Source organism: Clostridioides sp. GD02404, from assembly GCF_045898275.1.
Classification (GTDB): Bacteria; Bacillota; Clostridia; order Peptostreptococcales; family Peptostreptococcaceae; genus Clostridioides; species Clostridioides difficile_A.
In genome coordinates, this window is the sequence record NZ_JBJOCA010000010.1 from 43,650 (window position 1) to 57,076 (window position 13,427).

The 13,427-nt window shown below is 27.6% G+C and carries 11 protein-coding genes; all 11 read left to right on the forward strand.

Translation table 11 applies throughout. From position 1 onward, the window contains the following. Positions 1–279: 279 nt before the first annotated feature. The 11 genes from dinB to Q3287_RS08015 all read left to right on the forward strand — a co-directional run bounded on the left by dinB (position 280) and on the right by Q3287_RS08015 (position 13,331). A complete protein-coding gene (gene dinB, locus Q3287_RS07965) occupies positions 280–1,377 on the forward strand; it encodes a DNA polymerase IV (RefSeq protein ID WP_054269521.1) in 1,098 nt (365 codons plus the stop codon). 261 nt (positions 1,378–1,638) lie between these two features. Then, complete coding sequence (locus Q3287_RS07970; protein ID WP_054269522.1) at positions 1,639–2,775, forward strand: ABC transporter ATP-binding protein; 1,137 nt, start codon at positions 1,639–1,641, stop codon at positions 2,773–2,775. After that, on the forward strand, positions 2,768–4,315 hold the full coding sequence (locus Q3287_RS07975) for a glycine betaine ABC transporter substrate-binding protein (protein WP_054269523.1): 1,548 nt from the start codon (positions 2,768–2,770) through the stop codon (positions 4,313–4,315). Before Q3287_RS07970 ends, Q3287_RS07975 begins: the two co-directional genes overlap by 8 nt. A 252-nt stretch (positions 4,316–4,567) precedes the next feature. After that, positions 4,568–5,434: a cation diffusion facilitator family transporter gene (locus Q3287_RS07980; protein WP_054276145.1), complete on the forward strand. Its 867-nt coding sequence runs from the start codon at positions 4,568–4,570 to the stop codon at positions 5,432–5,434. 140 nt (positions 5,435–5,574) lie between these two features. After that, entirely contained in the window at positions 5,575–6,717 is a 1,143-nt protein-coding gene (locus Q3287_RS07985) for an aldo/keto reductase (RefSeq protein WP_407963824.1), read from the forward strand. Positions 6,718–7,021: 304 nt separating this feature from the next. Then, complete coding sequence (locus tag Q3287_RS07990; protein ID WP_236730056.1) at positions 7,022–8,242, forward strand: DUF6080 domain-containing protein; 1,221 nt, start codon at positions 7,022–7,024, stop codon at positions 8,240–8,242. 28 nt (positions 8,243–8,270) lie between these two features. Then, positions 8,271–9,158 (forward strand): decaprenyl-phosphate phosphoribosyltransferase, encoded by an 888-nt coding sequence (locus Q3287_RS07995; protein WP_407963825.1) that lies wholly within the window; start codon positions 8,271–8,273, stop codon positions 9,156–9,158. A 21-nt stretch (positions 9,159–9,179) separates the two neighbouring features. After that, positions 9,180–9,809, forward strand: a complete 630-nt coding sequence (locus Q3287_RS08000; RefSeq protein WP_407963826.1) for an HAD family hydrolase — start codon at positions 9,180–9,182, stop codon at positions 9,807–9,809. 31 nt (positions 9,810–9,840) lie between these two features. Continuing rightward, entirely contained in the window at positions 9,841–10,278 is a 438-nt protein-coding gene (locus Q3287_RS08005) for a COG2426 family protein (RefSeq protein ID WP_407963827.1), read from the forward strand. A 211-nt stretch (positions 10,279–10,489) separates the two neighbouring features. Beyond that, a complete protein-coding gene (locus Q3287_RS08010; protein ID WP_054276149.1) occupies positions 10,490–11,857 on the forward strand; it encodes an MATE family efflux transporter in 1,368 nt (455 codons plus the stop codon). 208 nt (positions 11,858–12,065) lie between these two features. After that, the gene (locus Q3287_RS08015) at positions 12,066–13,331 is read left to right on the forward strand and encodes a 30S ribosomal protein S1 (protein WP_054276150.1); all 1,266 of its coding nucleotides are present in this window, start codon (positions 12,066–12,068) and stop codon (positions 13,329–13,331) included. The last annotated feature ends 96 nt before the right edge of the window (positions 13,332–13,427 follow it).

Below are 13,427 nucleotides of genomic sequence, written 5' to 3' on the forward strand. Positions count from 1 at the left end.
ACATCCCATTTAAATTAATATATATACTGTTATCCATAAGGAATTTTAAATTTAGTTCCTTGGAATACCTATTGTAAAGCTTTTATATAGTTTTTGCAAGTGTTTTTAAGGATTTTTTATAAATTATATTAAATTAGTTGATTATAAGATGTTTTATATATGGAAAATATCAATATGTAAAGAGAATTAAAAAAAAGAGCATAAAGAAACATAAGTTTGGTATAATTAAAAGGTAATCTAAATAAACTCAATCTGTTTGTATTTTAAAAGGTGATAAGGATGGAACTTCATAGAAAAATAATTCACATAGACATGGATGCTTTTTATGCATCTATAGAACAAAGAGATAATAAAAAATTAAAAGGAAGACCTGTTATTGTTGGAGGAAATCCACAAAGTAGAGGTGTAGTTGCAACTTGTTCTTATGAAGCTAGAAAATTTGGTATACATTCAGCTATGCCATCAGCTGTAGCTTATAATAGGTGCCCATATGCAGTTTTTGTAAGACCTAGATTTGATGTGTACAAGGGTGTATCAAATCAAATAAGAGATATATTTTATAGATATACTGATTTAGTTGAGCCATTGTCTTTAGATGAAGCTTACTTAGATGTAACAAAAAATAAAAAAAATATTGACTCATCAATTGAGATAGCAAAGCAAATAAAAAGAGATATATTTCGAGAAGTTGGTCTTACTTCTTCAGCTGGTGTGTCATACAACAAGTTTCTAGCCAAAATTGCATCAGATTTAAAAAAACCTAATGGTCTGACTGTAATAAATGAAAAAAATGCCCAAGAGTTTTTAGATAAATTACCTGTAAATAAATTTTTTGGTGTTGGAAAAGTTACTTCAAATACCCTTAAAAATTTAGGTATAAAAACAGGATACGATTTAAGGTGTTTAAATTTATTTGAACTTGAAAATATATTTAAGAAAAAAGGTTATGAATTGTATAAATTCGCAAGAGGAATAGATGATAGACCTGTAGAGCCAAATAGAGTTAGAAAATCTGTTGGGGCAGAGACTACATTAAGTCATAATCTGGATATTGATGAAGAAGAAACACGCAACATTCTTGATGAACTTTGTGAAGAGGTATGTCATAGATTAAAAAATTCTGAGAAATTTGGAAAGACGCTTACATTAAAAATTAAATATGAAGATTTCACAAAGATAACTAGAAGTCTTAGTTTAGACCATTATATTGATGAATATAGTGATATAAGAAGTGGCATAGACAATTTATTAAGAAATGTCGAGATGAATAGAAAACAAATAAGGCTATTGGGAGTTACAATATCGAATTTAAGTGATAAAAAAGAAACCTACAAAGATATTACTTTATTTGAGTATATGGATAGTATCCAACTATAGTTTTTTAAAAAATGAAATAACACTAGTTTTGATGTTATATAATTAAGACTAGTGTTATTTTGTGAATATTTTTATTACTTTATTTTTCAACATTATGTATTGTATAACTATATATAAATACTTTATATTTGTAGGAATTTTCAGACAGAAACTGACCTAAAAGGTCTACTTTGTTTACATAAAGAGAATAATATGATATAATTATAAAAACAACTTATAATATTGCTGGAGGTTGCTTGTCGATAAAGGGGATGATAGATTATGATAGAAATAAGAAATGTAACCAAAAAGATAGGAAATAATGTTATATTAGATGATATTTCTCTAGTTGTAGAAACAGGTACATTGGTGGTTTTAATTGGTTCAAGTGGTTGTGGGAAGACTACAACATTGAAGCTTATAAACAAATTAATAAAACCTACATCTGGTGAAATATATATTAATGGCAAACCAATTTCTCAAGAAAATGAAATAGAGCTTAGAAGAAAAATAGGATATGTTATACAGAACACAGGCCTATTTCCTCACCTTACAATAAAAGAAAATATAGAGTTAATTCCACGCCTAAAAAAGGAAAAGTCCATTGAAGAAATTGAGCAAAGAACATTACAACTACTAGAGATGGTAGGTCTTGATAGTGATGAGTTTTTAAATAAGTATCCTTCAGAACTTAGTGGTGGTCAACAACAAAGAATTGGTGTTGCAAGAGCCATCGCAACTGATGCTGAGATAATATTAATGGATGAGCCTTTTAGTGCTTTAGACCCAATAACAAGAACATCTTTACAAGAGCAATTATTTTCTCTTCAAGATGAATTGAAAAAAACTATAATATTTGTAACTCATGATATGGATGAGGCTTTAAAGATAGCTGATAAAATTTGTATTATGAAGGATGGGAGAATAGCACAATATGATACTCCAGAAAATATACTTAGAAAACCTGCAAATGATTTTGTAAAAGATTTTATTGGAGAAGATAGAGTTTGGGATAATCCAGAGTATATAAAAGCAAGGGATATTATGATAAAAAATCCTATTGCTGTAACTTCAACGAGAACTGTAACTCAAGGGATAGAAATTATGAGAACAAGTAAGGTTGACAGTTTGCTAATTATAGACAGAGCTAAAACATTAAAAGGAATTGTTACAGTAAAAGATATGAAAGATATTAATGATAAATCAATATTACTTGCTGATATTATGTCAAAAGAGCCTTTACATGTGAATGAAGGAGATAATTTAGTTGAGATATTGAATGTAATGAACCGTAATTCGGTTGGATATATTCCAGTTGTTTCTGATGAAAATAAACTTGTGGGGCTGATTACTAGAAGTAGTTTACTTTCCGTTTTAAGTGAACAATTCCTAGAAATGGAGGTGAGTGTCCTTGGATAATTTTTTTAACTTTATACTATTACAAAAGGATAAGATTATAGAGCTTTTAATACAACATATGAGTTTAACTGTTACATCTATTTTGATAGCTATAATAGTTGGAGTTCCTCTTGGAATAATTATTTCAAGAATCTCATCTCTTAGAAAAATAATACTTGGATTTGTAAACTTAGTCCAAGCAGTTCCGTCTATGGCACTTTTGGGTCTTCTTGTACCCATACTTGGGATAGGAAGTAAACCAGCCATATTTATGGTAGTAGTCTACTCATTACTACCAATTGTAAAAAATACGTATATAGGTATAACCAGTATTGACCCAGTCGTATTAGAATCAGCTAAAGGTATTGGTCTTACAAGAAATCAGACATTATTTAAAATACAATTTCCTTTAGCACTACCTATAATAATGGGTGGGGTTAGAATTTCTGCTGTTACAGCTGTTGGTTTGATGACTCTTGCTGCGTTTATAGGTGCAGGTGGTCTAGGATATTTAGTATTTTCAGGTGTTCAAACTGTAAACAATAATATGATTTTAGCAGGAGCAATTCCATCATGTATAATTGCACTACTAGTTGATTATTTATTTAGTAAAATTGAAGTTGCAGTTACTCCAAAAGGATTAAATCCAAAAGCACCAAAGAAAAATTATATAGCACTTAAAGTAATATCTGTTGTAGTTGTTGTTTCAATGTTGTTTGTTGTTTTTAGTTCAAGTTTTTCAGGTAAGAAAGATACAATAACTATTGGTTCTAAAGATTATACAGAACAACTTATACTTGGTAATGTTTATGCTGAATTAATAGAAAAAAATACAAATCTTAATGTTAAGAAAAATTTAAATCTAGGTGGTTCATCTGTTGCATTTAATGCAATTAAATCTGGTGAACTAGATATGTATGTGGATTATACAGGTACACTTTTGGTAAATGTAATGAAACATACTCCAATTAAAGATGCTGATGAAGCCTATAAGGTTGTAAAAGATACTATGGAAAAAGAAAATCAGTTAACTTTACTTGACCCTCTTGGATTTAATAATACTTATACATTAGCCATGATGCCTGAGACTGCCGAAAAGTATGGAATAAATACTATTTCTGATTTGACTAAATATGGTAAAGACTTTACTTTCTCGCCAACTTTAGAGTTTGAAAATAGAGAAGATGGTCTTATAGGAATCGCTAGAGATTACGGATTAAAGTTTAAAGATGTAAAAGCAATGAATGGAAGTTTAAGATATACAGCTTTAGCTAATAATGAATCTCAAGTTATAGACGCATTCTTAACTGATGGTCTTATTAAAAAGTTCAATCTTAAGATACTAGAAGATGACAAAAACTTCTTTGTACCATATTATGCAGCTCCATTAGTAAGAGAAGATACTTTAAAGAAATATCCTGAGTTAGAAAAAGTTATGAATATGCTTTCAGGTAAAATAAATGAAGAGACTATGAGAGAACTTAACTATCAAGTTGATGAGCTTGGTAAATCACCAGAGGACGTTGCTCATTCATTCTTAGTTAAAGAAGGTTTAGTATAAAAAATTAATAGTTCCTATCAAAGACTTAAGTTATAGATAATATTTTATATATTGTCTATAACTTATTTTTATGTATATCAAAACAATGACTGAATTTTTTATTTAGAATTAAGTTTCAAATTGAATGAACAAGTACAACCAATTTTGAATATAAATATAATAAATGTGATTATATATAATTTTATTGTCTAGTTAATTAATATTGATACATAGTCTTTTTTCGATTAAATCGAAGGGAGGAGGTAGATTATTATGGATAATTATAAGAAAGTAAAGCAAGTATTATGGATAATTTTATTTGCTAATTTTGCAGTAGCATTATTAAAAATCGTTATTGGTAATCAAATCAAGAGTTATAGCATGACAGCTGATGGATTCCATTCTCTGTCAGATGGAGCATCAAATATAGTAGGACTGATAGGCATTTTCTTTGCGTCTAAACCAAAAGATAAAAATCATCCTTATGGACATAAAAAATTTGAAATTATAACTAGCTTATTTATTAGTGGGATGTTGTTTGTTATAGCAATTAAGATAATTCTTAGTGCAGTGTCAAGAATATCCAATCCAATTACACCTTCTATAACTATAGAAAGTCTAATTGCTTTAGTAATTACACTTTTTATAAATATTTTTGTATGTATGTATGAATATAGGATTGGAACTAAACTGAATAGCTATGTCTTGATTTCAGATTCACTGCATACAAGAAGTGATATTTTTGTATCTCTAGGAGTATTAGTTACTCTAATTGGTGTAAAATTAGGATTCCCAGTAATAATAGAATCTATAGTACCTATTATAATCTCTGCATTTATAATTTACTCAGCTTATGGAATATTTAAGCCATCTATTGGAATTTTAGTAGATAGGGTAGCTGTAGATGAGGATTATATAAGAGAAATTGTGTTTGAATTTAATGAAGTAAGAGATGTCCACAATATCAGAAGTAGGGGAAGTAAAAGTTCTATTTATATTGATATGCATGTGATGGTAGACCCCTTTATAAGTATAGAGCAATCTCATGATTTAACACATAAAATTGAAAAACAAATCCAAGAAGAGATTAATGAAAATGCTCAAGTAATAGTTCATATTGAACCTTTTTATAGCTTTTAATTTGGTTATAAAATGTCAATCGTAAAATTTTATAATTTATAAAAAAAATATTATACCATAAATAATTTATAAAAAATATTTATGGTATAATATTTTTTGTAAAGAAAAGAAGTCTTAATATATCTAAGGAGGAGTTTATAATGAGATACGTTGAATATGGGAAAACAGGGAAAATGGTTTCAGTAGTTGGTTATGGTGGATTAAGGTTTGATTTAGAGAAAAGCAATCAAGAAAATGCCGATTTAGTTAAATATGCATATGAAAAAGGTATTAATTACTTTGATACAGCACCAGGGTACTGTGATGATAGAAGTGAAGATATATTTGGACTAGCTTTTAGACAAATGATGGCGGAAGGTAAAACTGATTTTTATGTATCAACTAAAGAAAAACCAAAAGTGTGTGATACATCAGAAAAAGCTATAGCAGCTGTAAAAAAATCAATAGAGAGATTAGGCGTATCTAAAATAAATTTTTATCATGTATGGAATATTAGAAAGATGGAGCATTACGAACTAGCTATGAGACCTGGAGGTCAATATGAAGGATTATTAAAATGTAAAGAAGAAGGATTGATTGACCATATAGTATTCTCATCACATCAGCCAGGAGACGAAGTTATAGAGATTCTTGATGAAAATAAGTTTGAAGGTGTAACTATGGGAATCAATATATTAAACTTTCCATATAGATTAAAAGGAGCTAAATATGCTATTGATAATGGATATGGTGTTGTAGCTATGAATCCATTAAGTGGTGGAACTATTCCAAAATACAATAAAGAGCTTTCTTTTTTAGCAAAAGAGGATGAAAGCACTATAGAAGCAGCCTTAAGATTTAATATAGGAATTCCACAAATAAGCGTATCTTTGATAGGATTTAATAAAAAGCAAGATATAGATGATGCGTGTAAGATTGCAGACGAAAATAGAATTTATTCAGATGAAGATATACATGACATTGAAACAAGATTAAATCAAAATATGAATGAAATATGTACAGGATGTGGGTACTGTAAGGTATGTCCAAAAGGTATTAATACTCCAGCTTATATGCTTTTTTATAATGAAAAGCAAATGTTTAAAAAGAGTGATGAAGAGATGACAAAATTAGTTTATGGATTAGGACATTGGAATTATACAATGAATAGTGATGCAAAAGCTGAAGAATGTATATCTTGTGGAAAATGTGAAATTGAATGTACTCAGCATTTACCTATAATTGATAGATTAAAAGAGATTAAAAAATGGGAAGAAGATGGAGTTAATAATGTTACAGTGTAATTAATTTATATTATGCTAGAAATTCATTATTTAGGAATACTTTAGAATATGATTTTAGTATCTAAGGAGACAAGCTATAATATTGTCTCCTTAAATTATGTTTTTGTACTTTACTAATGAATACTATATATATAGTATCTATTTAAATATAGCATTAATAAAGTGAATATTGTGGTTGTAAATAAAGACTTATTCAATTAAAATAAAACAAGTAAGGATATTATAAAGGCGACTATTAAAATTGAGGGAATAAATTATAGGTAGTAACAAATCCTATATAATGAATGGATGGTGATATATATTGATGAGTAAAATATTAAAATACAAAAATGAGATGTTGTTGTTTATATTAGTTGTAATAACCTATCTAATAATAACTAAGATATTTTTTTCAAAAACCACTATATTTTATGATTTAAACAATACTTATGATGTGTTATTAGATACAGATACTGGCGTTTTATTCAATTTAAATGTATTTGCTATAAATCAAGATAATAGCAAACACATATTATTTTCAGCAATTATATCAATTTTTGCATATCCAATATACTTATTTTGTACATCAATATCAAATCCAGGAACAGCCGATTTTAATAGCGCTTATGGATTTGGATTGATTTGTCTACAAATAATAACTAGTGCGATGTCTATAACTTTAGTTTTTAATCATATTAAAAAGATAAAAATGCAGAGGTTAACTTTAATTTTACTTACTATGATAATGATATTTTCTTTCCCACAACTATTTATGACTTTGAATGTAGAGAGATTTATATATAGTCAGTTTTCGTTAATATTTTTTATACTTATTGCAAATAAGATGAAAGGAAAAAATTCTTATTTGGTTGAATTAGCTGCTATCCCTTTGTTTGGAATAACTATTAGCAATATATATTTGTATTTTTTTAATATTATATTTGAATTTAAGCTAAAATTAGGAAAGATGTTAAAACATTTAGCTACATTTATCTTAATAGCATATATTTGTGTAGTTTCAACGAAATCTTATGAGAGTTTTATGAACCTTGGCAATGTAATACAGTATGACACGAAATTTATAAGAAGTGGGCCAATTTTAGAAAAAATTGCAATGATTATAGAAAGATTGTTGTATTCAGTTTTTTATTTTCCTGGAGCAGAGCTTAAAAAAGGTCTGTTTTTGCAAAATGGAGAAGTTGCGACAATACCAGTTATTCTTACATTATTAGCATTTTGTTTTTGTGTTTTGTCAGTTATTGAAAACTCAGAAAAAAGAGTTCCTAAACTATGTATGGGAATAATTATATTCAACTTAGTTTTACATGGAATAATAGGATATAATCTAGTTAATTCAAGTATCATGGCTATAAATTTTAGTTTTGCAGTTATAGTCTTATTGGCTTATTTTACTAAAGCACTTAGAAAAAATGAAAAAAATATGTACAATATATTTCTATCATTGTTGTTGGTTACTATAATAATTAGTAATGTAAATGGATTTATAGAAATTTTAAATATAGGGATAAAGTCATATCCTGTTTAAAAAATAATATTGAAAGGGTAGTAAGTTTATGAAACAGACAAATACAAATGTAAAGCTTCTTACTAAAATTTCAGATTATATAAAACTAATGAGAATAAAGCAATATATAAAGAATTTCTTTGTATTTTCGGCTATAATTTTTTCAAATAACATACTAAATACAAATTTACTATTAAAGACATTTATTGCATTTGTATGTTTTTGTCTTATATCATCATCAGTATATGCATTGAATGATGCTATAGATATGGATAAAGATAAAAAACATCCTAAAAAACGTAATAGACCAGTTGCAAGTGGGAGAATAAGTAAAAAAAATGCTAATATACTATTTGTAATATTAGCTTTGATTTCAATTAGTTTATCAATAGTTGTTAATTTCAGATTGACTATAATTCTTGTTCTTTATTTGATAAATAATATATTATATTCTCTTAAATTAAAGAATATAATATTATTAGATGTGTTTTCAATATCTCTTGGATTTATATTTAGGGTTTATGCAGGGTGTGTAGCCATAGATGTAAACTTATCAAATTGGATAATATTATGTACCTTTTTCTTATCTTTGTACTTAGCTTTTGGAAAACGTAAAAAAGAAATAGAGACTTTAAGAGATGATGCAATTGAACATAGAAAGATACTAGAAGATTATGACATAGAAAATCTAAATCAAATGATGGTAGTTATGTTAAGTTCTACAATTGTGTGTTATGCTTTGTATTCTACAAGTAATCCAGAAAAACCACGTATGATATTTACAACAATATTTGTAGTTTATGGTGTACTTAGATATAATTATATAATTAACACTACAAATGAAGGAAATCCTACCGAGATTGTATTAAAAGACTGGACTTTAAAAATAAACGTAATATTGTGGATAATTGCATGTTTAATAATATTAATTTTTTAGTGATAGGATGGGGAAATACTTATGAAAAAAAGTGTATTATTACTCGATGTAGATTATACTGTTATAAATACTGATAGCATGTTAGATTTTTTTATTTATTCTTTAAAAAATAAAACATTTAAAACTATTATAAAGTTGCCATATATTGTTTTTACTCTAGCTATGTACTTACTTAGAATAGTACCTTTGAAAAGAGCAAAAGAGGCAATCTTTCATCCAATAGTAGATTTTAGTGAAGAAGATTTAAAATTTTTTTTTGATGACTGTATTATGAAAAAAATTAACGAGTCTATGAAAAAAATTATTTACAAAAACAAAAGAGAACATAATGTTATAATTATGATAACAGCATCTCCATATGCGTATATGAAATACTTTAAACATTATGGTTTTGCAGATGAGGTCATAGGCACTGAGTTGTTTTATGAAAATTCAAGATATAAAAACCAATTTGTTGGGGAAAACTGTAAGGGAATTGAAAAAATACATAGAATAAAGGCTGTATTAGATAAGCTTGGGATAGAGATTGATTATGAAAATTCATATGCATATTCGGACTCTAAGAGTGATTTACCTATGCTTTCATTAGCTAAAAATGCTTTTTTGGTTAGTAAAAAGAACGGTGAGGTTATAGAACAAATAAATTCATAACTTAATGTCACTTAGAATAGGAGGGAATAGTTTGGGATATTTACACATATTAATTTTATCTATGGTTCCTGTAACAGAATTAAGAGGAGCCATTCCTATAGGTATTGCAATGGGTTTAAATCCTATGTGGGTTTATGTATTTAGTGTAATTGGTTCTACTTTGATATCGATTCCCTTGATATTAACATTTAGGCATGTATTGCAATTTTTAAGAGGGAAAAAATTATTTAAAGGGATTGCAGATACAATTGATAGAAAAATAAATTCAAGAATGAAAAAATTAAAAAGTGTTTCAATGATAGGTATAATACTATTTGTAGGGATACCACTTCCAACTACAGGAACATGGACTGCATCTGCTATAGCTTCTATACTAAAAATGAGAATAAAAGATGCCTTTGTAGGAGTATTTATTGGTAATTTGTTATCAGGAGTTATAGTTTCAGCACTTTCTCTACATATAATATAAAACTATCCAAGCAATATGTTTGGATAGTTTTTTTGTGAGTATCATTTAAATTCATTTTGCTCTAAAATGTTTACTATGGCTAAAGAAATATAGTATAGTATTATTTGTGAGGAAAGTACTAAAAATTTTCCTACTAATAAAATAAATTTTTTATATAGAATAAAATTTCAATCACAATAAATTTTAATTAATAGACTAAGGAGGTTTTAAAGTGGAAAATTCAAGCACTAATTTAGGAAATGAAAGTGTAGGAAAATTGTTATTTAAACTTGCTACGCCCGCTATTATTGCACAAATCGTAAATGTTTTATACAACATAGTGGATAGGATTTTCATTGGAAGAATGGAAAGTGGAGAAGTTGCTATGGCAGGTGTCGGAGTAGCATTTCCGATAATAATTATAATAACTTCATGTAGTTATTTAATTGGTATGGGAGGAGGACCATTAGCTGCTATAAAAATGGGTGAACAAGATAATGATGGTGCAGAGAAAATAATGAGTAATAGTTTTTCTGTATTAGTGATTTTAGCAATACTTTTAACTATAGGTTTTCAGATTGGAAAAGAGCCTTTGCTTTGGATGTTTGGGGCAAGTGAATCTACTATTGGATATTCAATGGATTATTTAAAAATTTATTTAATAGGTACAGTATTTGTTCAAATCTCATTGGGAATGAACACTTTTATAAATACCCAAGGATTTGCTACAACTGGTATGATTACAGTTGCTATAGGTGCTTTGATAAACATAATACTTGACCCAATTTTTATATTTGGTCTTAATATGGGTGTAAAAGGAGCTGCATTAGCTACTATAATTGCACAAGGTGTTTCCGCTATTTGGGTATTGGTGTTTCTATTTGGAAAGAAAAGTATACTTAAGATAAAAAAGAAGTATATGATACCTAAAGCAAGTATTATATTACCAGTCTTGGCGTTAGGGATATCTCCATTTATAATGCAATCTACAGAAAGTCTAGTACTTATAGCGTTAAATAGTAAATTGCAGATGTATGGAGGAGATTTAGCAGTAGGTTCAATGGCTATAATGAGTAGTATAATGCAAATTCTTATGCTTCCTAATATGGGCTTTACACAAGGAGCACAACCAATAATAAGTTACAATTATGGTTCAGGACAACTTGATAGAGTCAAAAAGACATTTAAGTTGTGCCTATTGTCATGTTTTACATATTCTACTATTTTGTGGATTCTACTTATGATGTTCCCTGCATTTTTTGTTGGTATATTTAATAAGAATCCGCAGTTACTTAGCATGACTAGTTGGAGTATAAAAATATATTTTGCAGGTTCTTTTATGTTTGGAATTCAACTAGCTTGTCAACAGACATTTTTAGCACTTGGAAAAGCAAAAATATCTTTGATTTTAGCTCTTCTTAGAAAAGTTGTACTTTTGATACCTTTAATATTTATACTTCCAACATTTTTTAATGAAAAACTTTTTGCAGTACTTTTAGCAGAGCCAATTGCAGATATAACAGCAGCTACTATAACAGCAATCTGTTTCTTTATATTTTATAAAAGCTCTCTATCAAAATCTAAAACGACAGAAGAATAATATATAATATAAAATTTCCATGAAAATATTTTAATAGATAAAAATTAGAATTTGTATTTTAATTTAATAAGATATTTTCTATAATGTATAAAGATAGAAAGTTGAATTAATTTTTAAAATTACAATAAGAAAAATGTAAGTATTTGCAATATTAATGGTATAATATTTACAGATATGATAATTAATAAATGGAAAGGATGTTTATATAATGGAAAATGATTTAACAATGCAAGAATTACTTGACCAGCAAGAACAAGTATTCAGCAAAGTGAAAGTTGGAGAATTAATAACTGGAAAAATAATTGCAGTGAGAAATGATGAAGTACAATTAGGATTAGACTACGGGTTTGATGGGATAATACCTATAAGTGAATTAAACATAGAAAAAAATCAATATATAGAAGATTTATATCATATAGGTGATGAAATAACTGCTGTAATAACAAAAGTATCTCAAAAAGATGGGACAATAACTTTATCTAAATTACAACTTGATAAAAGAAATGATTTTGCAGAATTACAAAAAGCTTATGATGAACATAGAATAATAACTGTAAATGTTGAAAAAAATATAGACAAAGGTGTATTTGCTAATTACAATACATATACATTTTTTATACCAATTTCTCAACTTGATACAAAGTTTATTACAGATACATCTAAATTTGTTGGTCTTAATTTAGAAGTTTATATAAGAGACTTTGATATTAGAAAGAATAGACTTGTAGCATCTCATAGAGATGTATTACAAGAACGTATAAATAAAGAGAAAGAAGAAAGAAGAGCTCAAATTAAAGCAGAAAAAGAAGCTGAAAGAGCTAGAATCAAACAAGAAAGAGAAGAAGAAAAAGCTCGTATTAAAGTAGCAAAAGAAGAATTATTTAATTCTCTTGAAGTTGGACAAAAAAGAGATGGTAAGGTAACGAAGATAATGTCTTATGGAGCATTTGTGGATATTGGTGGAATTGAAGGATTAGCACATATAAATAATTTAGCTTGGGCAAGGGTTGAAAATGTTGAAGATGTTGTTTCAGAAGGTCAAGAAGTAGAAGTTTATGTGTTAGATGTAAATAAAGATACTAAAAAAATTGCATTAGCATTAAAAGACATAAATAATGACCCATGGGATTTAATAGCAAAAGAAGTGAAAATTGATGATGTTGTTAATGCTAAAGTCCTTAGAATAATAGAAAAGGGAGCTTTTGTTCAAATTAAAGAAGGTGTAGATGCTTATTTACCGATATCTGAATTGAGCGATACTAGAGTTGCTAAAGTTACTAATGTTGTCAATATTGGAGATGAAGTTAAAGTTAAAATTCTTGACTTTAAACCAAAGACTAAAAGAATGTTAGTTTCAGTAAAAGAAGCGACTAGAGAGCCAGAAGAAGATATAACAGAATACCTAGAAGTAGAGGAATCTTTAGGAAGTATTGGAGAATTATTTAAAGATAAATTTAAAGATTTAGAAGTATAAAATAATTTAAAATGGGGCTGTTTTAAAACATTACTCTGTCTATTATGACAGCTTTAGTTTTGAAATAGCCCTTTAGCTATCTACAAAAAATTATAT